This window comes from Brevibacterium moorei, from assembly GCF_024580735.1.
Lineage (GTDB): Bacteria > Actinomycetota > Actinomycetes > Actinomycetales > Brevibacteriaceae > Brevibacterium > Brevibacterium moorei.
This window is the reverse complement of record NZ_JANIJX010000014.1, coordinates 82,826-106,391: the sequence shown is the minus strand read 5'-3', so window position 1 is coordinate 106,391 and position 23,566 is coordinate 82,826. Positions and strand designations below refer to the sequence as shown.

The following is a 23,566-nucleotide window of genomic DNA, read 5'->3' as shown; positions in this document are numbered from 1 at the left end:
CGTCCGGTCGGGACACTCGATGATTCCCTGGTGGGTGGACAGATCACGGCAAAGGCACACACTGTGGTGGCCAGTCAGTGCCTGGGTCACACCCTGGATGGAAACCATCCCTACAAGTATCAACGTCAGTGCCTGCATCTACCCTGGAAATCACACGACGGACGGTCGGCTACCGGGGCTTGACTACACCGGCTGGACCTTCGCACTCGAGTAGGCAATCTCGATCACAATAATGCAACAATGATGATATATCAGCGAACACCATAGTCACTGTTCTAATCATGTTCTAGAATGAGACTACGGGAAACATAGGAGTTTCCGCCATATACCCATTCCGGGGAGGTGACCGGCATGAACCCGCACCATGACAACACGAACGTGTGGCACGCCGGGACCTGGCGGGTTGGATCGACCACCGCCCACCCCCTGTTCATCACCCCTGCCGTCTCGCCGAAGACCACGATGGCCCGCGCGCGGATGTACGACGATCCCGGAGTGCGTGAGGTCAAGGCCTTCGATGACTGGGCCGATGCTCATCGTGTGGCCACGGGAGAGGTCATCGGTGATGAGGTCGCCGGCGCCTACGCCGCCGGTCTCTACGGGGATTTACACCAGCACCTGTCCGAGGCCCACCAGGATGCCTCCCACGTACTCGGCGAGCAGGCCGACGCGATTGCATTACTCGGTCTCTCGGCCTTCCTCGACTCGGACCTGCCGGCACGGTTCGGGGTCACCGAAGCCGATCTGTTTGCGGTGTCCCTGGATGTGGGGGCTCCCGTCCACGATGTGCACGTGCCCCTGACCCCGGGGCAGCAGAGCCGGTGGGCGGGGCGGATCGCCGCGGCCGCCGGCCGGGAGGGTGGGCTGGTCTATGCCGAGGCTCCCTTCGGCAGTGCTCCCGCGCCCGGCATGGCCTTAGCCGGCCGCTTGCCCGGGCAAGCGGTTGGTGGCCTTGGGACAGGGGTGGAGTTTGATCCGGTGGAGTCTGCAGGAGTGGTGCCATGCCTGGCGTACGCGCCGACCAGTGAGGACCCCAGCGGCCCGGCCACCGGTTTCCGGGGGTATCCGGTGGCAGCTCGCGTTGTCCAGGCACTCCGCCGACGGTGCGCGGGCCGGAATGTGGCGTCCCTGGTCGATGTCGACTCCGACCCCGTTCCCGCCCGTATCGCGGTGCTCACCGGGGTTGGTGAGGGCGCGGCCCGGTCGAGCCTGGTCCAGGCGTTGACGATGGTCATCGGTCTGCCCCGCTTGCGCACCATGGTCCATGGATACGGCCTGGACTACGCCCGTTTGCAGGATGTAGCGCGGGCATGTGCCGCGTTGACGATCGGGCAGGTGCTGGCCATCGACGAACGCATGGCCCTGGTCGACCCGAGTGCGTCGGTGCAGGCGTTCCGGAAGACCCTGCACGCGTGCATCGCCCTGCTCACTCAGGCCGACGCCACCGCCGATGACAGCGGCCGTCAGGCTGAGCGAGTGGTGGATGGTCGGCATGTGTTCTTTGCGAAGAATCCGGATGGGTCGGCGTGTCTGGGCCTGGTCGGGCCCGCCCTGGAATTGGAGGCCCTGCACGCGCGAGTGGTGGGCACTGCGCGGGCAATCCGACGGAACAACACAGCAGTGTTCACCGGGCCAACCGACATCCAGCAGGAGATGGGTACGGGCAGGTTCGAGCCCGGTGCCCCGGTCCCCGAGCTCACGGAGCTGGTCGACGAGCGCACCATTGCGCAACTGGCCTTCGACGTCCTCGCCGGTGTCCGTCCGGAAACCCTCGTGGATGTCGCTCTGGCAGACCCCGGCACCGGTGAGGTGACCCCGGCTCGGGTGCGATTGCAGTGTCCGGACTCGTCCCACTGGCTGGCCGAGCAGGCATCTGTGGTCGTGACCGTGCCGGTGACCACATATGCCGGGATCGGTGACCTGCCCGGACACGCCGATGACGGGATGCCAGTACCGGCGCAGGTGGCCAGACGGGTCGCAGGGGATGCCGATATCGTCTACCGACTGCTCACGGATCCGGATACCGGCCGGGTACTGCCCTCGCAGGCGAAGCGTTACCGGGTGTCGCAGGCGATGCGCCTGACCCTGGCTGCGCGGTGGGGATGGTGTACCTTTCCGGGCTGCACGAGGAAAGCCTCTTCGTGCGAACCCGAACATTTGGTGCCATTCGATCACGTCGACCCCGAAGCCGGTGGGGCCACGGACTTCACGAATCTGCATGTCATGTGCAAACGACATCATGAGTTGAAGACGCGGGGGACGAGTGTGCCCGTGCGCGATGCCGAGGATGCGATCGTGTGGGACCTGGGACATTGCGGGGACGCAGAGGGCTTGTCGCGGGTCAGGGTCACTCCGGTGGATGATCCGATCAATGCCTATCAGACAGGGCTCCTCAGCGCACACCACGACCGGACACCGTGGAAGGAGTATCCGGTGGTCCGATCGGTGGTCCAGCGGGCCGAACCCCCGGGTGAAGAACTGGCGGACCCGCCCCCGCCCTTCTAAATCCCGCCTATTTCGTTCAACTCCGCCAATGTCGCCCTGGATGCCTGCAGCCATGCGTCGAGTTCGTCCGTTTCCTCCCACAGCTCGAAGAGCTCGGAGCCCTCGGCACCTGCGAGGGTGCGTTCGACCTGATTCCGGATGAATCCGATTGATTCCGATGTGAACAGAGGCGCAACGGCCTGCAGGTCGAACTCCGGGACCGGTGACGGTCGCCTCAGCTTCACCGCGACCGCCAACCCAGCCAGGGCCAGGGCGATCTGCCCTCCGTCGACTTCCAGATAATCCTCGTCTTCGAAAGCCCAACCCAGCTCGTCGAAACTGAAATGACCAGAGCGCATATCGCCTACCAGATCCAATGCGCCATCGTTTTCAAATGCGCCAATACCCCAAGCACCCATGGGAGGAGTCTAACCTCGGCTCTCGAAGACATCCGGTGCTAACCTGGAACCAGGCACGTCGCGTGCCGCGGCGGTGGGGCTCGCCGTACCCGAACCTCGGAATCCCGACAACAGTCCCTACCCGATTGGCGTGCTTTGCCATGCCCGAAAGGTAGGTGGATCCATGAACGCCCCGGATCCCGATGATTTACAGGTGGAGCTGCGCAGTCCCGCCCGGCCGCTCCATCTGCGCCCGCGCTATCTGCTCCTGGTCTTCGCCGGTGGCACCCTGGGGACCGCGGCCCGAGCGGCTCTGAGCCTAGCGCTGCCGGCCTCAGGCGGCATCCCCTGGACGATCCTCGCCATCAATGTGCTCGGCGCATTCGTTCTGGGCTTTCTGCTCGACGATCTGAACCGGCTCGGCCCCGATGAGGGCTGGCGCAGGCGCGTGCGCCTGTTCGGTGGGACCGGTTTCATGGGAGGCTTCACCACCTACAGTGCACTGGCGACCGACTCCGCATCCCTGATCGGATCCGCCGAACCGGGTCTCACTGCCGCGGGAATCTTCTACGCCCTGGCGACCATCCTGGTGGGCGCCGCCGCCTCATGGGCAGGCATAGCCCTGGCCGGATACCGGCACCGGATCTGGGGCAGGAGGACCGTATGAGCCCGCTGATCTTCGTGGCCCTGGCCCTGGCCGGGGGAGCGGGCGCCTCGGCCAGGTTCTTAGTCGACGGGCTGGTCAAAGCCCATACCCATGGCACCCTGCCCTGGGGCACGATCACCATCAACCTCTCGGGCTCCCTGGTCCTGGGCCTGCTGACCGGACTGACCCTGGCGCACGTGCTCCCGCCCGAGTTCCAGCAAGTCCTTGGGACCGGCTTCCTGGGTGGCTACACCACCTTCTCCACCGCCAGCTTCGAGACGGTCCGCCTCCTCCAGGAACGCAAATGGGGAGCCGGACTGGCCAATGCCCTGGGCGTCCTCATCGGTTCGGCGGCCCTGGCGGGGCTGGGGCTGTGGTTGGGATCGCTCATCTAGAAGTGGTGTCGGACCGCCGCCCGGCCGCCTGTCTGAACGCGACGACGGCGGGTGGGGAACGTCATCCCCACCCGCCGTCAGCGCGCTCGAAGACCCTCAGCCCATATCCTCAGGCCCGGTACGCGACATCTCCGCCGATCACGGTGGCCGTGACGGTGACGTCTTCGATCCGCGCGGATTCGATGCCGAACAGGTCCGCATCCAACACGGCGAAATCGGCGAGTTTGCCGGCCTCCAGAGTGCCGACGGCGTCCTCGCGGTTGATCGCATAGGCCGAACCATAGGTGTAGGCGTGCAGCGCCTCGCCGATGGTCACCGCCTCGGCGGGATTGAAGGGCGCCCCGGAGGACGTCCGCCGGTTGACCAGGTCGTGCATCGACTTCAGCGGATTCGCATCGGAGACCGGGCTGTCGGTCGAACCGGGCACCACCATGCCGGCGTCCACCAGCGAACGCATCCGGTAGGTGCCGGCCGCCCTCTCCGCGCCGATCGCATCGACCACGCCATCGCCGAACTCGGAGATGAACACGCCCTGCGGGTTCGGGATGACGCCCAGTGCAGCGCAGCGGGTGACCTGCTCATCCGTTGCGATCGAGAAGTGCTCGATCCGGTGCCGGACCTCGCGGGGGAAGGACTGCTGGGCGTGTTCGATCGCATCGAGCGCATGGTCGATCGCCCTGTCGCCGATCGCGTGCGTGGCCACGGCCCAGCCCGCCCGGTGGAACGATGCGATGAGATCGGGCATGGCCTCCGGCGGCACCGTCATCACACCACGGTTCTCCGGCTCCCCGCAATAGCACTCGTGGACAGCCGCCGACCTGCCGATGAGCGAGCCATCGGAGATCATCTTGACCGGCCCGATCCGCAGCCGGTCGTCGCCGAACCCGGTCCTGATTCCCAGGTCCAGGGTGCGCATGCCCTCCGCGTTGATTTCCAGTCCGTGGAGTACCTGATAGAAGGGCATGACCGTCATCCGCGGGCGCAGCGCTCCCTGGGCCACTGCGTCCTGGTAGATGTCCAGCACGGGCGCATTGGTCCCCATCGCCCCGCCCAGGATCACCCCGGGCTCGGTCAGGCTCGTCAGCCCGTAGGACACTGCCTGGTCAGAGGCGCGCTTGAGGTTGGCGATCGCCTCGTCCTTGGTCACCTGCGCCGAGGCCAGTTGGATCGGTTCGGTCGCCTTCTCCTGCAACAGGCCAAGGGGCAGGCCCTCGGCGTCGCGTGGCACGACCCCGCCGTCGACCTCGGGGTAGTCCCGCCGACCAGGGAAGCCCGCCCGTTCGAATGCGGCGGTGTTCGCCGTGATCATATGGTGCGAGACATGGTCGAGGATCACCGGGTGGCCATGGCCCACCCGATCGAGTATCTCGGCCGTCGGATGGGCGCCCAAGCGGTTCTGATCGTAGCCGGCGCCGCGCACCCACTGGCCGGCCGGCAATTCCTTGGCCCTGGCCTCGACGGCGGCGTAGAGCTCGTCGAGGCTCGTCACAGCCGGATAGCGCAGGTCGATCGCACCCAGCTGTTCGCCGGTGCCCATCGTGTGGTGGTGGGCATCGTGGAAGCCGGGAACCACCAGGGGAGCGTCGATCTCGACGGTCTCCCGTGCTGAGATCCCGTCGAAATCGGACAGGTCGTCTTTCCGGGAGACAGCGACGATTCGACCGCGGTCCACGGCCAGTGCGGTCGCACGATTCTCCTCCAGGCGGGCCGAGGTCGGGGTCGGGAACGCCTCGCCTGTGTGGAAATTGCCCCGGAAGATCGTATCGATTCTCATGCCTTGCTTCCTTTCTGCGTACGGATGGGTTGACGACTCAGGACGAGCAGGCCGATCACGCCCATCAGGGTAACGGCGGTCAGAGCGATGTAGAAGGCCATGACGGCCCAGGGGCTCCCGCCTGATGCGTTGAGCACCCATTGGCCGATCACCGGGGTGGATCCGCCGAAGATCGTGGCGCACAGCTGATAGGCCACCGACACCCCCGTGTAGCGGATGCGGGGTGGGAAGGCCTCGGCCAGGGCACTGGCCAGCAGGGAGTAGTAGCCGGTGCCGCCGATGACGTTGATCACCAGCATGAGGCCCAGGAACACGCCGTTGGCCGACTGGATGGCCATGAAGAACGGGACCGCCAACACGATGTTGAGGACCAGACCGGCGATCATCGCGATATGCGTGCCGCCGACCTTCGGCGCCAGGAGGGCGGCGATGGGCTGCCAGATGAACTGCGCGATGGCCGACAACAGGATCAGGTTGAGCACCAGGGTGCGTGGCATATCGAGCAGGCCGGTCGTCCACGACAGCAGGAAGGTGTTGTTGAAATATGCCAGCCCGATGCCCAGCGCGGAACCCAACACACCGAAGACGATAAGCAGAGGGGCGACTCGGAAGGCCTCGAGGAACGGAACCTTGGCGACCTCGCCGGCCTCCTGGACCTCCTTGAACTGTTCGGATTCCTCGACACTGCGGCGGATCAGGAAGGCGACGAAGAGCAAGACGACGGTGATGAGGAAGGGAACGCGCCAGCCCCAGGACAGGAACTGTGCGTCGGGCAGGGAGCCGACGGCCAGGAAGACCAGGGTGGCGATGATGGAGCCGGCGGGCGAACCCTGCTGGACCCAGGCGCCGGCCATGCCCTTCTTGCCCTCGGCGGAGTTCTCGGTGGCCAGCACCACGGCCCCGCCCCATTCGCCGCCAACGGACAGGCCCTGGATTGCGCGGAGGACGACCAGCAGGACGGGCGCCCAGACGCCGATGCTCTGATAGGTCGGCAGGCAGCCGATGAGGAAGGTGGCGCTGCCCATCATCACCAGAGTGACCAGCAGGGTGTTCTTGCGCCCCAGCTTGTCGCCGAAGTGGCTGAAGATGAATCCGCCGATGGGCCGGGCCAGGAACCCGACCCAGAAGGTGGCGAAGGATGCCAGGAGTGCGACACCAGGCGACAGGACGGGGAAGAACAGCTTGCCGAATACCAGTGCCGATGCGGTGCCGAAGATGTAGAAGTCATACCATTCGATCGCCGTGCCGACGAAGGCGCCCAGGGTGGACTTGCGTTGATTGGCGCGCTGGGCCTTCGTGGCCGGGGCGGCCGGTGATGTTGGGACGTGAGACACGAAGGGGTTCCCTCTCGTTCGTAAAAGTGGTTCGCCTCACGATAAGCCCGCCATGGTTATGCGTAAAAATGCTCAAATATGAGTGATGCTATGCTCTCAAAGCATGGATATATCAAGTGTGGAGTGTTTTCTGGCCGTTGCCCAGTACGGCTCGACCACCCATGCCGCTAGCGCCCTGTTCATGACCCAGTCCTCGGTTTCGCGGAAGGTCCAGGCCCTGGAGAAGGTGTGCGGGGCCAAGCTCTTCGATCGCTCCAAGGCCGGAATGGCGCTCACCCCGGCGGGCAGCACACTGTTGCCGATGGCCAGGCGGATGGTAGACCGCAACGCCCAGTGGTGGCGCTCGGTGGCCGACATCAGCAACCGTCCCACCCAGCTGCGAGTGGCCTGCCCCACGATGGTCGCCGAAACCCTGCTGCTGCCCTTTATCGCCGACAGTTCCCAGCGCATCTTCGACGTCGTCGAGGTCCCCACGATCGACATCTACGAAACGGTGCGCGAACACGCGGCCGATCTGGCGATGGCTCCCTTGGTCCCGCCGATCGACCTGGAGACCCGGTTGCTGTTCAAACTGCCCTTCAATCTGCAGGTCCCGCCGGGGCACCCGGATGCCGGGCGCGGCAGTATCGAGTTGGAGGAACTGGAGGATTATCCGATCCTCATGTCGGATCTGCGCAGCGGCGCGCGGCGCTCCTTCCAATTGCTGGTCGCGGGTACGGACTGCGTCTTCCCCCGGCTGCGCAGCGTGTCCCGCACCCATATCGCCCAGGCGCTGACGGCGGCGGGCCAGGGTGTGACGGTGGGGATCGACCCGCCCAAGTACGGACTGGTCTCGCTGGGCCTGCACTATCGGGGCGAGCCCATCTACTGTGATGAGTGGGCGGCCTGGCACCCCGATCACTATGCGAAGGCCGCGATCGAGGAGACGCTGGACCAATACGTCGTGTGGGCAAGGGCGACCGAGGGCATCGGCGATGTGGCCGTCGACGTCTGAGATCGTGTCTCAGGCGGATGTGTTCGGCGGTCGCCGTCCGGACACAGCCACCAGCACCGTGGCCACCACGACCAGGCCCGCGCACACGCCCAGGGCCCAGTCCAGGCCCGCGATCGCCAGCACTCCGGAGGTGGCGATGACGCCCACCGCGCTCGCGGTGCGCAACAGGGAGAAGGCCTCGGCGCGCAGCTGCGGTGGGGCCAGACGGTCGAGCACCAGCGAATAGTGCGTGCCCAGCACCGGGATGAAGAAGCCGATGAGCACGGCGCCGACCAGGGTCGTGACCAGGGTCCAGCCACCCCACACCAATACGGCCCCGACCGAGGTGCCCAGCAGGTACGCGATCACCGCCCGCGGCTGCGCCTGCCGGTTGCGGGCGGTGACCCACAGGCCGCCCGAGACCGAGGCCAGACACAGCACCAGTGCGAACAGCGCGCCGGCCGCCGGGGCCAGGGAGAAGCGCAGGGCCAGGGACACGGCACCGACCTCGACCCCGGCGGTCGACGCCGAGGTGGCCAGGCAGCAGAACAGCCACAGCAGGATTCCGGGCCGCAGCAGAGTGCGCGAGGACACGGTGGACGCCGTGGCCGGAGGCGCTTGGACCGAGGGCACGAGGAACAGCGGAACCGTGCCGAGCACCGCGATGGCGGCGACGGCGGCGACCGGCGAGTAGGCCCCGATCACGGCGACGATGACCGGCGAGGAGGCGAAGGTCACCTCGTTCAGCGTCGCTCCCAGGCCCAGCGCCCGCGGGATCCGGCCGGGGCCGACCAGATGGTTGAGCACCGCGCGCAGGCAGCCGTGCGCGGCCCCATTGACCAGTCCGGCGCAGCCGGCGGCCAGGGCGATCGCCCACAGCGGCGCCCCGGCCGCTGCCAGCACGGTCGCCGCCAGCAGGGCGCCGGTGCGCACGATCATCAGCAGTCGGGTGTAGCGCACCAGGGGATGGCCGCGGCCGGCGCGGGCCACCGGGACGGCGCCGGCGATCTGCGCCAGCGTCATCGCCAACACCACCCAGGAGCCGTGATCGGCCGATCCGGTCAGCGACAGGGCCAGCAGTGAGAAGGCGATGGGCGCGGCGGCCTGGGGCACTCCGAAGGTCCCGAAGGCCAGTACCCAGCGGGCGAACCCCGCGTTCGGGTCCGGTGTGTAATCCTCGTTCCACAAATTCCTGCGCACCAGCTAATCTTTATAGGTAATCCGTTGTCCAGCAAGTGGGGCTCTCCGTGTGCGGAATCGTCGGCATCGTTTCGACTACCAGTGTCAATCAGCAGGTCTACGATGCGCTGGGTCTGCTCCAGCACCGGGGACAGGATTCGACGGGCATTGCCACGATGTCCGGCCCCCATGTGCACATGCGCAAGGGACAGGGGCAGGTCAAAGAGGCCTTCCGCACCCGTGACATGCGCTCGCTGCTGGGCAATGTCGGCCTGGGCCACGTCCGCTACGCCACCCGGGGCGAAGCGGCCAATGAACTCGAGGCCCAGCCCTTCTACGTCAACGCGCCCTACGGCATCGTCCTGGTGCACAACGGCAATCTGACCAACACCCGTGAGCTGGAAGTCGAACTGGCGACGCGGGACATGCGCCACGTCAACACCGGCAGCGATACCGAGATGCTGCTCAACGTGCTGGGCTCCGAACTGCAGCAGCAGGTCTCCGGCGCAGGTTTGGACAACGACCAGCTGTTCAAGGCCGTGGCCAACACCCACCGCCGGGTGCGCGGCTCCTATGCCGTCATCGCCCTGATCGCCGGCCATGGACTGCTGGCCTTCCGCGATCCGTTCGGCATCCGCCCCCTGGTGCTGGGCCGGCGCGAGGCCGTCGGCGGCGGGCAGACCGAATGGATGGTCGCCAGCGAATCCGTCGCCCTGACCGCCACCGGATACGAGATCGTCCGCGACATCGCCCCTGGCGAGGCCGTGTTCATCGGTGTCGACGGCTCACTTGAGTTGCGCCAGACCCACGAATCCCCTGTGCTCATCCCGTGCTCCTTCGAGTACGTCTACCTGGCCCGGCCGGACTCCGTGATGAACGGCATCAACGTCTACGAATCCCGCCTGCGCCTGGGGGAGAAGCTGGCCGATCAGATCGCCCGCGAGGTTCCCGCCGGTGACATCGACGTCATCATGCCGATCCCGGACTCCGCGCGTCCCGCGGCGATGGAGGTCGCCAAGAAACTGGGCGTCGAGTACCGCGAGGGTTACTACAAGAACCGCTATGTGGGCAGGACCTTCATCATGCCCGGCCAGGAACAGCGCAAGAAGAGCGTCCGGCAGAAGCTCAACGCCCTGGCCAGCGAATTCAAGGGCAAGAACGTGTTGGTCGTCGACGATTCGATCGTGCGCGGCACCACCAGCACGGAGATCGTGGAGATGACCCGCCAGGTGGGTGCGAACAAGGTGACCTTCACCTCGGCCGCCCCGCCCGTGCGCTATCCTCACGTCTATGGGATCAACATGCCCAGCCGTTCCGAGCTGATCGCCGCCGGTCGCACGATCCCACAGATCTCTCAGGCCCTGGGCTCCGATGCGGTCGTCTATCAGACCGTGGACGATATGGTCGACGGGATCATCGACGGCTCGGATCTGACCCGGCTGGAGACCAGCTGCTTCACCGGCGACTACATCACCGGAGACGTGAACGAGGAGTACCTGGAATGGGTGGAGGCCAACCAGCTGTCCTGAGACTCCGGCCGCCGAGCATCCGCCCGGAGCAGGAGGCCGGGCGCTCGATGCGGACCAGACGATGAACCCACTGACCTGGGAAGCGCCCCTGGTCCTGACCTGGGCCGCCCTGTTCGGCATCGTCCTGGTACGCGCCGGCTCCACCTACCTGCTGGGCTGGCTGGCCAGGGCCGGCGCGGGCCGGTTCCCCCGGATCCAACGGGTCTTCACCTCGCACAGGTACCGGCGCGCCGAAACGCTGGTGGGCAGGTGGGGCGCACCCCTGGTCGCCGCCAGCTTCCTGACCGTCGGCTTCCAGACAATGGCGAACCTGGCCGCGGGTGCTGCCCGGATGCCCCTGGCCCGCTACCTGCCGGCCCTGGCCATCGGCGGGGCCTGCTGGGCCCTGATCTTCGCCACGATCGGAATCGCCGGATTCGCGGCGGTGGGCGCGGCCTATGCCCGGTGGCCCGTGGCCACACTGTGCATCGGGGCCGCCGTGGTGGTGGTTGCACTGACGGCCCTCGTCCTGGTGCGACACCGTGCCCGGCCACCGGAGGACTGACGCCGGTGACGCTGCCAGAGGTCCGGCATCGGTCTCAGCCGGCGTCTCACCGGCCGCGCTGCACCGTCTCAGAACCCATTGGCCATCTGTCGTTCACCCTGTGTCCCTATTATTCTGGGGATAAGAGAAAGAGGTGCACGGTGTTCACTCCGCCACGTGAGAATCTACGCGAATACATCGACAAGCTGCGGACCGAGGGCTACACGGTCAAGAACGGGCACACCGCCGATCCCGAACTCATCGATCCGGGCGGCGCTGCGGTGGAGACCTGGCACGAGGGCTATCCATACGAGGAACGCCTCGACAGGGAGACCTATGAGCTGGAGAAGTACAAGCTCCAGATCGAACTGCTCAAGCTGCAGTACTCGGCACAGGACGCCGGCGAACGCCACGTCATCGTCTTCGAGGGCCGCGACGCCGCGGGCAAGGGAGGCACGATCAAGCGCTTCACCGAACACCTCAACCCGCGCGCGGCCCGCGTGGTCGCCTTGAACAAGCCCACGGAGGAGGAAAGCGGGCAATGGTACTTCCAGCGCTATATCAAGCACCTGCCGACCAGCGGTGAGATCGTCATGTTCGACAGGTCCTGGTACAACCGGGCCAATGTCGAACGCGTCATGGGCTTCTGCACGGACGAGGAATACGAGTCCTTCATGCAGCAGGCCCCTGTGTTCGAGAAGATGCTCATCGACTCCGGCATCCACGTCACCAAGTTCTGGTTCTCCGTGACCGAACACGAGCAGCGCACCCGCTTCGCCATCCGCCAGATCGACCCGGCCCGGCAGTGGAAGCTCTCTCCGATGGACCTGGAGTCCTTGGGTCGGTGGGACGATTACACCCACGCGAAGGAACAGACCTTCCTGCGCACGGACACCGACGACGCCCCGTGGATCGTCATCAAGTCCAATGACAAGAAGCGGGCCAGGCTCAATGCGATCCGCTACTTCCTCAACAAGTTCGACTACGAGGGCAAGGACACCTCGATCGTCTACCCGCCCGATCCCAAGCTGGTGATGCGCGGAATCGAGTCGGTGGGCGACTGAGTGTACGCGGGTTCGGCGGCCGCTAGCGCTGCTTGAGTTCCTGGCGGTCGGCCCTGCGCTTCTTGTAGCCGATCAGCGAGCACCACAGGAGAACCAGCGAGCCCAGCACCAGGATCAGGCCCGCGGTGATCGCCCCGTCGACCCAGAACGTCTCCGGGAACAATCTGATCAGTGTGTCGTCGATGTAGAACTGCCAGGTTCCCGCGGAGAAGAAGACCTGGTGGAAACCGGAGAAGAAACGGTTGAAGCCGGTCAGTGCGACGACCGCCACCAGCACGGCGATCGCCAGGGTGAGGATCGAGCCGAACCGGATGCCCATGCGCATGCCGGGGCCGCCCTTGCGGGAGAGGTACAGCCAGGCGATGATCCCGCCCAGGACCCCGACGATCCCCAGGAAGAACAGCAGGGAGATGAGCGCTTTGACGTCGGCCATGTGCGCGATCTCGTCGTCCTTGAACGCCTGCATGCCGCCGGCGAGCACGATGTCGCGCAGATAGCGGGCACCGTCCACGTTCGTCAGATAGTCCACGGTGTAGCTGGCATAGTGCAACCGGTCGTCCGAGGAGAATCCATAGGCATCGGCAGGGAAGCCGGGCCGGTAGAAGTACTCGAATTTGAGGAATGTGCCGCTGGCCACCGCGCGCACGGCCAGCGCCAGGAGGACCAACGGCGTGGCGATCGTCAGCCAGGCGCTGGCCACCACGTCGAAGAAGCCATAGTGGCGCTTGACCGTGCCAGGCTGCCGGCTCGCGGCCTCGGCAGCCGGTTCCGCGACCCGTCCCGCGGCTTGGACGGGCAGCCCACCGGTGGCGGGGCCTGCGACGACGGCCATCCCACCCGTGGCCGGGCCGGCGGGTGCCGGGGTCGCATCCGTCCGGGCGGCACCCCGTTTGACCCCCATGGCCGGTCTGATCTGCGGAGTGGGGATCACCTGGGTCCGGTCGTCATCGGCATCGATCGGCGAGGACACCAGGCCCCACTCCTCGGAGCTGAAACCCGCGGGGATGTCGGCCTTGGCCGGCTTGGGCTCGGCGGGGAACGCCTGGAAGGCCTGCGTCTCCTCGTCGTCGAAGTAGTCCGACTTCGCGGGCGCGTCGGCGGCGGCCCCGGTGGGCGCCGACTCGGGCTCGTCGTGAGCTCCCGAGTTCATACGCTGCGACACGAGGTCGTCGGATTTCTTGGAATCGTTGCTAGCCACGGGACCATTCTCACCGCTCGTGGGACACAATGTCGGCAATGACACGCGGCCAGGAGGGAAGTCGTGCCGTCCTGGTGGCACGATTCGGGAAGTGCGGGTCGAGGCAGCGGCTCAGCCGAAGAGCAGCGCGCAGACGATGATCACGGGCACGCTGAGCACGGTGGTGATGAACACGATGTCGCGGGTCAGGGTCTCCGATTGGCGGTACTGCAGGGCGTAGACGTAGACGTTCTGGGCAGTGGGCAGGGCCGAGGTGACGACGATGGCCAGGAGATCCCTGCCCTCGATGCCCAGCAGGGGTCCGCCGATCAGCCAGGCCAACACCGGTTGGACGATCAGCTTGGCAGCCGTCATCACGCTCAGCTGGGTGCGAGTGCCCGGTTTGGGCCCCGCCCAGCCGTCTTTGAGCGAGATGCCGAAGGCCATGAGGGTCAGGGGGACCGCGGTATTGCCCAACATCTCGATCGGATCGTGGAGGACCGGGGGCAGGGCGAAGCCGGTGGCCGAGGCGACGATGCCCAGACCCGCGCCCCACAGGATGGGATTGCGGGCGACGGCCAGCACCGGGGTCCACCAGCGCCGGTCGGTGGCCCCCACCCGTTTGGCTCTGGCCGCGTCGAGAATCGCCATCCCCACCGGCGCCAGGATGACCAGTTGGAAGAGCATGACGGGGGCGACGTACTGCAGGGTGCCCAGCACATAGGCGGCGATCGGGATGCCCAGATTGCCGATGTTGACGTAGCTGACGGCCCAGGCGCTGACGACGCCCTCGCCCACCCCGCGCTTCCTGATGGACACGGTGAACACGAACAGCGCAATGGCCAGGATGATCGAGGACCCGGCGGTGGCCAGCAGTGCCTGGTTGAACACGATGTCCAGCGGGGTGGAGGCCAGGGTCATGTAGAGCAGGGCCGGATTGCCGACGTAGAAGACGGTGGAGGCCAAGACCTTCTGCCCGCTGTCGCCCAGGATTCCCGACCGTCCCAGGATCCAACCGGCGGCGATCATCACGGCGATGACGCCGAAGCCCTCTAATGCTCCAATCAATTCCGTTCCACTCCCGTGCCGCAGCCGTATCGCATGTGATCTTCGTGTGATTTCCAGACAACCCTACCGACCGAGGTGTTACGGCCGGATGACGAGCCGAGTGGCGGAGCGCGCCGGTAGACTGGAGGGGATATGAACGACGAGTCGCCCCAGCCCCCTGCGCAGCCCAAGACCAAGCACCACCGGCCCCGCCGAGGCCGCCTTGAACAGCGCAGCGCGCACCGGTCGAAGGAGGTGCGGGAGCGCCGGGCCGCCGCCAGGGCCGCTGTGCACCCACGCCTGGAGTACCCGGCACAACTTCCGGTGAGCGCCGCCCACGATGAACTCCTCGCCGCGATCAGGGACAACCAGGTGGTCGTCATCGCAGGCGAGACCGGTTCGGGCAAGACCACGCAGATTCCCAAACTCTGTATGGAATTGGGACTGGGCGTCGACGGGCTGATCGGCCACACTCAGCCCCGGCGCATCGCCGCGCGCGCGGTGGCGGCCCGCCTGGCCGAGGAGACCGAGCTGGAACTGGGCAAGGGCATCGGCTACCAGGTCCGCTTCACAGCGGAGGTCACCGACGCCACCCGCGTCAAGGTGATGACCGACGGCATCCTGTTGGCCGAACTCCAACACGACAAGTACCTGCGCGACTACCAGGTCATCATCATCGACGAGGCACACGAGCGCAGCCTCAACATCGACTTCCTGCTGGGTTTCCTGGCCCGGCTGCTGCCCAAACGTCCAGACCTCAAACTCATCATCACCTCGGCGACGATCGACCCGGAGTCCTTCGCAACCCATTTCGCCACGCCCGCCGGGGAACCGGCGCCTGTGATCAGCGTGTCGGGCCGGACCTACCCGGTCGAGGTCCGCTATCGCCCGGTGGGGCAGGACGCGCGCGAGGCCGTGGCACACGATCCGGAAGCCGACCCGGACCACGACCCGCTGGCCGATGTGCCGGCCGACCAGACCGAGGGCGTTCTCGCGGCCTTCGATGAACTGCGCGGCGAGGCCCCCGGCGACATCCTGGTGTTCCTGTCCGGTGAGCGGGAGATCCGCGATACCGCCGACGCACTGGGTTCCCACATCTCCCGGCTGCGCGGCGTCGACTCACGGTGGGAAGTCGTGCCGCTGTTCGGCAGGCTCTCCACCGCGGACCAGCAGCGGGTCTTCGCCCGGCACTCCAACCCCCGGCTGGTCCTGGCGACGAACGTGGCGGAGACATCCCTGACGGTCCCCGGTATCAAATACGTCATCGACGCCGGCACCGCCCGGATCTCCCGTTACTCCCCGCGCACCAAGGTCCAGCGCCTGCCGATCGAGCGGATCAGCCGGGCGAGCGCGAACCAGCGCAAGGGCCGTTCGGGGCGCACCAGCGACGGCATCTGCATCCGCCTGTACTCCGAAGAGGACTTCGCGACCCGTCCCGAGTTCACGGATCCGGAGATCCTGCGGACCAACCTGGCCAGCGTCGTGCTGTCCATGTGCTCTCTGGGCCTGGCGGCTTCTGCCGCTGAGGTGCTGGGATTCCCGTTCCTGACCAAACCGGACTCCCGCGCGGTGCGCGAGGGCATCGGCATGCTCACCGAACTGGGTGCGCTGCGCGAGGAAACCGGCGATCACACGGCGAGGGGCTCTGGTGCCCAGGGCCCCGGCGGGACCGCACGACTGCGGCTGACCAAGCTGGGCCACACCCTGGCCCGCCTGCCGATCGACCCGCGGATGGGCCGGATCCTGCTGGCCGGAGCCGAGGCGGGTTGTGGGGCGGAGGCCGCCGTCATCGTCGCGGCCCTGTCCATTCAGGATCCGCGCGAACGCCCCCAGGAGGAACGCGAGAAGGCGAAGGGCCTGCACGCGCGGTTCACCCGCCCGCGTAGCGACTTCTTGAGCTGGCTGGCCCTGTGGGACTACATCACCGAGCAGAGTCATGAACTGTCGACCTCGAAGTTCCGCAAGATGTGCAAGGCCGAATTCCTCCACTTCGTGCGGATCCGCGAATGGCAGGACTTCGTCCATCAGCTGCGCTCGCTGTTGGGCAATGCCGGTATCCACATCGACCGGCCCGACGCCCGGCGCCTGTCTTCGGGGGCGGCAGTGGCCCCCGGCCCGGCGGGAGCAGACGCGGTCGGGCGGGCTGACAAGGGCGCCAAGTCGAGCTATGGGCCACAGGAGGTCGCCCTGCACCAGGCCCTGCTGACGGGGCTTCTGTCCATGATCGGGCAGAAGCAGGTCGACGGGCGCGACTACAACGGGGTGCGCGGGACGAAATTCGCGATCTTCCCCGGATCCGCCCTGTTCAAGCGCAATCCGGATCTGGTGATGGCCGCGGAACTTGTGGAGACCTCGCGCCTGTGGGCACGCACGGTCGCGCAGATCGAGCCCGAGTGGGTCGTGGCCGTGGCCGGGGACCTGATCAAGCACCAGTACCTGGAACCGCACTGGTCCAAGCGCAATGCCTCGGTCATGGCCTTCGACCGGATGAGTCTCTACGGGCTCACCCTGATCAGCGATAAACAGGTGGGCTACGGCCGGATCGATCCGGCCTACAGCCGGGAGATCTTCATCCGCGAGGCGCTCATCGCCGGCGACTGGAACGCCCGCCACGGCTTCCTGCGACACAACGCCAGGATCATCGCCGAGGCAGAGGAGCTCGCCAGCCGGGTGCGCGACCGCCGGATGCTGGCGGCCGACGACGTGCTCTTCGAGTTCTACGACGCCCGGCTGCCGGCTACCGTGGTCTCCGGCGCCCACTTCGACGCCTGGTGGAAGAAGGAGCCGGACAAGCACCTGCTGGACCTGCGGGTCGAGCAGCTCCTGGCCCAGGAGGCGACCACCGGCGATGTGGCCGCCGACTATCCGCTGGAATGGGCACTGCCGGGCGCCACCGCCCGGCTGCACTACGCATACGATCCCGGCACGAATGCCGACGGCGTGACCGTTGAGATCCCGGCATCGGCAGCCGGCGCCTTCGATCCCCGCGTGTTCTCCTGGCAGGTGCCGGGGTTGCGCGCCGAACTCGTCACGGCGCTGATCCGCTCACTGCCCAAGGCCAAACGCCGCTACTTCGTGCCCGCCCCGGACGTCGCCGCCCAGATCCTGCCCGGTCTGCGGCCCTACGAAGGAGAACTGACCGAGGTGCTGGCCGCCGAACTGACCGCACGCGCCGGTGGTGGCGAGTTGCACGATCTGGTGCCGATCACGGTCGCCCCGGCCGATTTCGACCTGGCCCGGGTGCCCGCGCACCTGCGGATGGGCTTCGAGTTCGCCACCGGGCGCGGCAAGCGCAAACGGACCGTGGCACGGGGTACCGATGTCGTCGAGCTCTCCGCGCGGCTGGCCGAGGAGAACGAGCGCCGTGCGAATCAGGACACCGCGGGTGCCGCGCCCACGGGCAATGCGGCACCGAAGTCCGGTCGGCAGGGCGCGGTGACAAGCGGCAAGCGTGCTGCCGGCGCTGCGGCCACCACGCAGCCGATTGCCTTCACGCCCGTGCGCGATGCCGTTGACTGGGTCTTCGGGACCATCCCGGAGCGCGCACAGGCGGGCAAACGGGTACTCATGCCCGGACTGCACGACGATGGCACGAGCGTGTCCCTGCACGCCTACGCCCACGCAGGCGACGCACACCGCAATCAGCTGCGGGGGCTGGCCCGGCTCATCGCCCTGCGCTCGTCCGATGCCCTGGACTATGCGTCCGGCACGCTGAGCAATAAGGACAAACTGCTCCTCGGCGGGCACCGGGACAAGGCGAACGATCCGCTGACAGGCGCTCTGTACGCTGCGGTGTACCGACTGGTAGGCCAGGCGGCGGGGAGCCGCAGCGAGGATCCGCTGGCGGGGGTGCCGGTGCGAACGGCCGAGCAGTTCCACACCCTGATCCGGACCGTCAACGAGGGCATCGTCGCCGCCGTCGAGCGTTCCCTGGCCCAAGCAGTGCGGATCTACACACTGCACGATGAGGCCGCGAAACTGGTCAGTGGTTCGCAATCGCTGGCGATCCTGGCGAACCTGTCCGATATCGGCAATCAACTGAGCCGGCTGGTCCATCCGGGCGTGTTCGTGGAAACGGCCGCTGACAGGCTCGACCGCCTGCCCGTCTATCTGCAGGCCGCGGCGCACAGGGCCGAGCGCCTGGGACAGCAGGCGACCCGTGACAAGCAGCTGATGGACCGAGTCACCCTGGTTGCAGAGCAGGTGGAGAAGAAGGCGCGCAACACCCTGGGTGCCGAACACGCTGCCGGCATCCGGACGCGGTCGAATCTGCTGCCCGAACCCTGGCAGGACGTGCTGTGGGACGTGGAGGAACTGCGGGTGTCCCTGTTCGCCCCGCACCTGGGCACGGCCCATACCGTGAGCGAACAGCGGATCGCCAAGGCGCTGGCGAAGCTGTAAGACCGGCCGCCTGAGCGCCCAAGGCGGCCGCGGCCTCGGCGGAGGTGCTCAGAACACCCAGCCCAGGGCCAGCCAACTGGCCGGGACGGCCAACGCGAATGCCAGGGCGCCGGCGGACCACCAGATCCGCCAGCGCCGGGTGCCGCGCAACAGGGCGATGAACAGGCAGGCCAGGACGCCGGCCAGGGCCAGCCAGCCGCAGGCGGAGTAGATGTACATGCCGATGGTGAAACCGGTACCGGGGGCGTCGTTGAGCAGCACGATATCGCGCATCGTCGAGGCCGCCAGCAGGGAGAAGCGAATCGCCAGCCACAGCAGCGGGATCGAGATGACGGCGGCCACGAGCGGCGGGATCCAGTTCAGCCGTCTGCGCCCGGCTTCGGGATCGGCGGCGATCCGGACGTGCTCGTCAGTCGGCCGGTATGCAGCGCGGGTGCGGGTGGAACGCGTGCGGTTCGAATGGTGATCGGTCACGGCCCCACAGCTTAGCGGGGACGCATGTGTTCCGGCTGGACAGTCAACGTAGAATGGTCCGGTGAGCTCGCAGACCCATACCCCCAAGGAAATCCGTGACCAGGCCGCGCGCCGGCGCACCTTCGCCGTCATTTCGCACCCCGACGCCGGTAAGTCCACGTTGACCGAGGCCCTGGCACTGCACGCCCGCGTCATCGGCCAGGCAGGCGCCACTCACGGCAAGGCGGGCCGCCGGGCCACCGTGTCCGACTGGATGCAGATGGAACAGGACCGCGGCATCTCGATCTCCTCGGCCGCGCTGCAGTTCGAATACCGCGACTGCGTCATCAACCTCATCGACACTCCCGGCCACGCCGACTTCTCCGAGGACACCTATCGGGTGCTCTCCTCAGTCGACTGCACCGTTATGCTCGTCGATGCGGCCAAGGGCCTGGAGATGCAGACGATGAAGCTCTTCGAAGTCTGCAAGCACCGCAACCTGCCGATCATCACGGTCATCAACAAGTGGGACAGGCCCGGCATCGACGCCCTCGAGCTGATGGATGAGATCCTCGAGCGCACCGGAATGCTGCCAACGCCACTGACCTGGCCGGTGGGACAGTCGGGGGACTTCCGCGGGGTGCTGGACCGGACCTCGGGAACGTATACGAAGTACACGCGCAACGACGCCGGCGCCCGCATCGCCGAAGAACAGACGATGGACGCGGACGCCGCCCTGGAACTCGAGTCCGAGGCCTGGACGACGGCCGTGGACGAATCCGAACTGTTGGACTTGGAAGAGCAGAACCATGATCAGGAGCGCTTTCTGGCAGGCGAGACGACACCTGTGATGTTCGCCTCCGCAGTGCTCAACTTCGGTGTGCACAAGCTGCTTGACACGCTGGTGGACCTGGCACCGGCAGCCCTGCCGCGCACGGACGTCGACGGTGGTGTGCGCCCGGTGGACTCCGCGTTCTCCGGGTTCGTGTTCAAAGTGCAGGCGGGCATGGACTCGCACCACCGCGACCGCCTGGCCTATATCCGGGTGTGCTCGGGTGTGTTCGAGCGTGGGATGGTCGTCACCCACGCCGCCTCCGGCAAGCCGTTCGCCACCAAGTACGCCCAGCAGGTCTTCGGGCGCGACCGCGAGGTCATCGACGAGGCCTGGCCCGGTGACGTGGTGGGCCTGGTCAACGCCTCGGCCCTGCGGGTGGGGGATTCGCTATATCTGGACGACCGGGTGGAGTACCCGCCGATCCCCACCTTCGCCCCCGAGCACTTCATGGTCATCCGCGCGCAGGACTCCTCGAAGTACAAGCAGTTCCGCCGTGGGATCGAACAGCTCGACCACGAGGGCGTCGTGCAGGTGCTGCGCTCGGATCTGCGCGGGGACCAGGCACCGGTGCTCGGCGCGGTGGGTCCCATGCAGTTCGAGGTGGCCGAGGACCGGATGATCCACGAGTTCCATGCCCCGGTGAAGATGGAGAGGTTGAACTTCTCGCTGGCCCGTCGCACGACGCCCGAGGCTGTGCCCACCCTGGCGCGTGAGCGCTCGGTCGAGGTGCTCTCGCGTTCCGACGGCGAACTGCTGGCCCTGTTCTCCGACCGCTGGCGTCTGCAGGGAGTCCAGCGCGAGCACCCCGAGCTGGTGCTCGAACCGCTTGTCGTGTCCTGAGCGATACTGAGTACTATTGAACCGTCTTGCCTATTACAAGGAGAATCCGCCAAGTGGCACACAATCCTATTCGCGTGGCGATTGCCGGTCTGGGCAATTGCGCATCCTCGCTCATCCAGGGCGTCGAATACTACAAGGACGCGGACCCGACCTCGCAGGTCCCGGGTCTGATGCACGTTCAGTTCGGTGACTACCACGTCGGCGATCTGCAGTTCGTCGCCGGCTTCGACGTCGATGGTAAGAAGGTCGGCGTGGACATCGCCGAGGCCATCGGCGCCAGCGAGAACAACACGATCCACATCGCCGACGTCCCGCCCACGGGTGTGGAGGTCATGCGCGGTCCGACCCTCGACGGTCTGGGCCGCTACTACCGCGACACCATCGTCGAATCCGACGCTGAACCCGTCGATGTGGCGCAGGCGCTGCGCGACGCCAAGGTCGACGTGCTGGTGTGCTATTTGCCCGTGGGCTCGCAGCAGGCCGTGGAGCACTACGCCCAGGCCGCGATCGACGCCCATGTCGCCTTCGTCAACGCCCTGCCGGTGTTCATCGCCGGCACCAAGGAATGGGACGAGAAGTTCAAAGCGGCCGGCGTGCCGATCGTCGGCGACGACATCAAGAGCCAGATCGGCGCGACCATCACCCACCGGGTGATGGCCAAACTGTTCGAGGACCGCGGCGTGACCTTGGACCGGACGTACCAGCTCAACGTGGGCGGCAACATGGACTTCAAGAACATGTTGGAGCGCGAACGCCTGGAGTCGAAGAAGATCTCCAAGACCCAGGCCGTGACCTCGAACCTGCACAACAGCGACTTCGCCGGCAAGCAGGCCGACCGCAATGTCCACATCGGCCCCAGCGACTACGTCGCCTGGCTCGACGATCGCAAATGGGCATTCGTGCGCCTCGAGGGCCGCAACTTCGGCGATGCCCCGGTGTCGCTGGAGTACAAGTTGGAGGTCTGGGATTCCCCGAACTCCGCCGGCGTCATCATCGACGCGGTGCGCGCGGCCAAGATCGGTCTGGACCGGGGGATCGGCGGTGCGCTGATCTCGCCGAGCGCCTACTTCATGAAGTCGCCGCCCGAACAGCGCGACGACGACACGAACAAGAACGCCGTGGAGGCGTTCATCCGTGGGGACATCGAACGCTGAGTCCCACCGCCTGCTGAAGAATCAACACCCCCTGGTTATATAACCAAGGGGTGTTGATTCTTTTGCCAGGCTGCGCCCATAGAATTGTGGACCAAAGCACCACACAACAGGAGAGCACCACATGGGCAACCCCCTTATGGACCGGACCGTCCGCCAGGGAGTCTCCGACTCCCGTCACATGATCCCGCAGGGCCACCAGGCCGGCCCCGCCTCGTACCAGCCGGGCGCGCCCAGTGCCCAGCAGCTCGACCAGCAGTTCCAGATGCCCGCCTATCAGGCGGCACCGGCACAGCCCGAACGCGCGATGACCTACGATGACGTCTTCATGAAGTCGCTGGCCTGCTTCGGCATCTTGCTCGTCGGCGCGGCCGTGGGCTGGTTCATTCCCCAGCTGATGCTGGTGGGTGCCATCGTCGGGCTGGTCCTGGGCCTGGTCAACGCCTTCAAGAAGGAGCCCTCGAAGGGCCTGATCCTGGGCTATGCGGTGTTCGAGGGCATGTTCCTCGGCGGCATCTCCAAGCTGTTCGAGTCCCTCTACGGCGGCATCGTGGTGCAGGCGGTGCTGGCCACCCTGAGTGTCTTCGCCGTCATGTTCTGCCTGTTCAAGTTCGCCAAGGTCCGGATGTCCGGGGGCTTCCTGAAGTTCCTGATGATCGCCGTGGGCGGTTATGCCGTGTTCTCGATCGTCAACTTCTTCTTCTCGATCTTCTCCGGCGGCGCGATGAACGCCCGCAGTGTGCAGATCAGCATCATGGGCATCGACATGCCCCTGGGCGTCATCATCGGCCTGGTCGCCACAGTGCTGGCGGCCATGACCCTGGTATCGGACTTCCAGATGATCGAACAGGGCGTGGTCAACCGGATCCCGGAGAAGTACTCTTGGCTGTGCGCTTTCTCGCTCATGACCACCCTGGTGTGGCTCTACGTCGAGATCCTGCGCCTGCTGTCCTATCTGCGCGGCAACGACTGATCGGTGGTGTCGAGCGATTCGGCGGCTGAGGTCCTGGAACAGGAGATCCGCCGCCTGCGCATCCGCCTGGCCGGGCTGACGCCGGCGCAGATGACGGCGGCCGGGCCCCTGGTGCGCGCGGTCCTGGTCGAGCTGAGCGCGCTGACCTCCGATGCCCGTCCGGTCCCCGACTACGGACAGCGCGCACTGCCCGACCAGCTGCTGGTGATGTTGCGCGACTGTCTGCCGGAGTGCGGGGCACAGGACGCCTGGTGCGCCGCCGGAGGCGAACTGGCCGCCGGGCTGCGCCGGGACCTCGGCGATATCTAGGGCCCGCGCAGTCGAACCGGCAGTGGCCGGGCAGAACCCCGTGTTCTGCCCGGCCACTGCCGTATCCGCACCCGGCTCCCG

19 protein-coding genes are annotated in these 23,566 nt (G+C 66.6%); 12 read left to right on the top strand and 7 right to left on the bottom strand.

All coding sequences use genetic code 11. From position 1 onward, the window contains the following. The first annotated feature begins 351 nt into the window (after positions 1 to 351). Positions 352 to 2,505 carry an HNH endonuclease signature motif containing protein gene (locus tag NQ034_RS10480; RefSeq protein WP_257048750.1) on the top strand — a complete coding sequence of 718 codons (2,154 nt, stop codon included), beginning with the start codon at positions 352 to 354 and terminating at the stop codon, positions 2,503 to 2,505. Here the strand turns inward: NQ034_RS10480 and NQ034_RS10475 are convergent. Further along, complete coding sequence (locus NQ034_RS10475; protein WP_257048748.1) at positions 2,502 to 2,903, bottom strand: DUF4259 domain-containing protein; 402 nt, start codon at positions 2,901 to 2,903, stop codon at positions 2,502 to 2,504. The two genes, NQ034_RS10480 and NQ034_RS10475, sit on opposite strands and share 4 nt — an antisense overlap. Before the next feature lie 163 nt (positions 2,904 to 3,066). Between NQ034_RS10475 and NQ034_RS10470 the strand changes: the two genes are divergently transcribed. Continuing rightward, a complete protein-coding gene (locus tag NQ034_RS10470) occupies positions 3,067 to 3,549 on the top strand; it encodes a fluoride efflux transporter FluC (RefSeq protein WP_257048746.1) in 483 nt (160 codons plus the stop codon). Further along, positions 3,546 to 3,923: a fluoride efflux transporter CrcB gene (gene crcB, locus NQ034_RS10465; protein WP_257048745.1), complete on the top strand. Its 378-nt coding sequence runs from the start codon at positions 3,546 to 3,548 to the stop codon at positions 3,921 to 3,923. Before NQ034_RS10470 ends, crcB begins: the two co-directional genes overlap by 4 nt. Before the next feature lie 109 nt (positions 3,924 to 4,032). Here crcB and NQ034_RS10460 read toward each other — a convergent pair whose 3' ends face one another. Next, positions 4,033 to 5,697, bottom strand: a complete 1,665-nt coding sequence (locus tag NQ034_RS10460; protein WP_257048743.1) for an amidohydrolase — start codon at positions 5,695 to 5,697, stop codon at positions 4,033 to 4,035. Further along, complete coding sequence (locus tag NQ034_RS10455; RefSeq protein WP_257048742.1) at positions 5,694 to 7,031, bottom strand: MFS transporter; 1,338 nt, start codon at positions 7,029 to 7,031, stop codon at positions 5,694 to 5,696. The genes NQ034_RS10460 and NQ034_RS10455 overlap by 4 nt, the downstream gene beginning before the upstream one ends. A 103-nt stretch (positions 7,032 to 7,134) precedes the next feature. Here NQ034_RS10455 and NQ034_RS10450 point away from each other — a divergent pair, with 103 nt between their 5' ends. Further along, the gene (locus NQ034_RS10450) at positions 7,135 to 8,025 is read left to right on the top strand and encodes a LysR family transcriptional regulator (protein WP_257048741.1); all 891 of its coding nucleotides are present in this window, start codon (positions 7,135 to 7,137) and stop codon (positions 8,023 to 8,025) included. A 9-nt stretch (positions 8,026 to 8,034) separates the two neighbouring features. Here the strand turns inward: NQ034_RS10450 and NQ034_RS10445 are convergent, their stop codons facing one another. Further along, positions 8,035 to 9,204 carry an MFS transporter gene (locus tag NQ034_RS10445; protein ID WP_257048739.1) on the bottom strand — a complete coding sequence of 390 codons (1,170 nt, stop codon included), beginning with the start codon at positions 9,202 to 9,204 and terminating at the stop codon, positions 8,035 to 8,037. 47 nt (positions 9,205 to 9,251) lie between these two features. Here NQ034_RS10445 and purF point away from each other — a divergent pair, with 47 nt between their 5' ends. The 3 genes from purF (at position 9,252) to ppk2 (ending at position 12,299) form a co-directional block, all read left to right on the top strand. Next, entirely contained in the window at positions 9,252 to 10,712 is a 1,461-nt protein-coding gene (gene purF / locus NQ034_RS10440; RefSeq protein WP_257048738.1) for an amidophosphoribosyltransferase, read from the top strand. 61 nt (positions 10,713 to 10,773) lie between these two features. Then, a complete protein-coding gene (locus tag NQ034_RS10435) occupies positions 10,774 to 11,256 on the top strand; it encodes a DedA family protein (RefSeq protein WP_257048737.1) in 483 nt (160 codons plus the stop codon). 140 nt (positions 11,257 to 11,396) lie between these two features. Next, positions 11,397 to 12,299 carry a polyphosphate kinase 2 gene (gene ppk2 / locus NQ034_RS10430; protein WP_257048736.1) on the top strand — a complete coding sequence of 301 codons (903 nt, stop codon included), beginning with the start codon at positions 11,397 to 11,399 and terminating at the stop codon, positions 12,297 to 12,299. 22 nt (positions 12,300 to 12,321) lie between these two features. Here the strand turns inward: ppk2 and NQ034_RS10425 are convergent, their stop codons facing one another. Both NQ034_RS10425 and NQ034_RS10420 read right to left on the bottom strand, forming a co-directional pair. Further along, complete coding sequence (locus NQ034_RS10425) at positions 12,322 to 13,497, bottom strand: TIGR01906 family membrane protein (protein ID WP_257048735.1); 1,176 nt, start codon at positions 13,495 to 13,497, stop codon at positions 12,322 to 12,324. A 111-nt stretch (positions 13,498 to 13,608) separates the two neighbouring features. Continuing rightward, positions 13,609 to 14,544: an AEC family transporter gene (locus NQ034_RS10420; RefSeq protein WP_257048733.1), complete on the bottom strand. Its 936-nt coding sequence runs from the start codon at positions 14,542 to 14,544 to the stop codon at positions 13,609 to 13,611. A gap of 132 nt (positions 14,545 to 14,676) precedes the next feature. On the opposite strand from NQ034_RS10420, the gene hrpA reads away from it, so the two are divergent. Beyond that, a complete protein-coding gene (gene hrpA / locus NQ034_RS10415; protein WP_257048732.1) occupies positions 14,677 to 18,924 on the top strand; it encodes an ATP-dependent RNA helicase HrpA in 4,248 nt (1,415 codons plus the stop codon). Between the two features lie 48 nt (positions 18,925 to 18,972). Here hrpA and NQ034_RS10410 read toward each other — a convergent pair whose 3' ends face one another. Beyond that, positions 18,973 to 19,398: a hypothetical protein gene (locus NQ034_RS10410; protein WP_257048731.1), complete on the bottom strand. Its 426-nt coding sequence runs from the start codon at positions 19,396 to 19,398 to the stop codon at positions 18,973 to 18,975. 61 nt (positions 19,399 to 19,459) lie between these two features. On the opposite strand from NQ034_RS10410, the gene NQ034_RS10405 reads away from it, so the two are divergent. From NQ034_RS10405 to NQ034_RS10390, 4 genes are all read left to right on the top strand, one after another. Continuing rightward, positions 19,460 to 21,052, top strand: coding sequence for a peptide chain release factor 3 (locus NQ034_RS10405; protein WP_257048729.1), 1,593 nt, complete (start codon positions 19,460 to 19,462; stop codon positions 21,050 to 21,052). Between the two features lie 53 nt (positions 21,053 to 21,105). After that, positions 21,106 to 22,206, top strand: a complete 1,101-nt coding sequence (locus NQ034_RS10400; RefSeq protein ID WP_257048727.1) for an inositol-3-phosphate synthase — start codon at positions 21,106 to 21,108, stop codon at positions 22,204 to 22,206. A 121-nt stretch (positions 22,207 to 22,327) separates the two neighbouring features. Further along, positions 22,328 to 23,176 carry a Bax inhibitor-1/YccA family protein gene (locus NQ034_RS10395; RefSeq protein ID WP_257048725.1) on the top strand — a complete coding sequence of 283 codons (849 nt, stop codon included), beginning with the start codon at positions 22,328 to 22,330 and terminating at the stop codon, positions 23,174 to 23,176. 6 nt (positions 23,177 to 23,182) lie between these two features. After that, positions 23,183 to 23,485 (top strand): hypothetical protein, encoded by a 303-nt coding sequence (locus NQ034_RS10390; protein WP_257048724.1) that lies wholly within the window; start codon positions 23,183 to 23,185, stop codon positions 23,483 to 23,485. Positions 23,486 to 23,566 lie beyond the last annotated feature (81 nt).

What these genes read in the sequence shown, in the direction of transcription:
- NQ034_RS10475 (WP_257048748.1), bottom strand. Translation starts at nt 2,903, where the DNA reads ATGGGTGCTTGGGGTATTGGCGCATTTGAAAACGATGGCGCATTGGAT.
- NQ034_RS10460 (WP_257048743.1), bottom strand. Translation starts at nt 5,697, where the DNA reads ATGAGAATCGATACGATCTTCCGGGGCAATTTCCACACAGGCGAGGCG.
- NQ034_RS10480 (WP_257048750.1), top strand. Translation starts at nt 352, where the DNA reads ATGAACCCGCACCATGACAACACGAACGTGTGGCACGCCGGGACCTGG.
- NQ034_RS10470 (WP_257048746.1), top strand. Translation starts at nt 3,067, where the DNA reads ATGAACGCCCCGGATCCCGATGATTTACAGGTGGAGCTGCGCAGTCCC.
- NQ034_RS10395 (WP_257048725.1), top strand. Translation starts at nt 22,328, where the DNA reads ATGGGCAACCCCCTTATGGACCGGACCGTCCGCCAGGGAGTCTCCGAC.
- NQ034_RS10450 (WP_257048741.1), top strand. Translation starts at nt 7,135, where the DNA reads ATGGATATATCAAGTGTGGAGTGTTTTCTGGCCGTTGCCCAGTACGGC.
- NQ034_RS10435 (WP_257048737.1), top strand. Translation starts at nt 10,774, where the DNA reads ATGAACCCACTGACCTGGGAAGCGCCCCTGGTCCTGACCTGGGCCGCC.
- hrpA (WP_257048732.1), top strand. Translation starts at nt 14,677, where the DNA reads ATGAACGACGAGTCGCCCCAGCCCCCTGCGCAGCCCAAGACCAAGCAC.
- crcB (WP_257048745.1), top strand. Translation starts at nt 3,546, where the DNA reads ATGAGCCCGCTGATCTTCGTGGCCCTGGCCCTGGCCGGGGGAGCGGGC.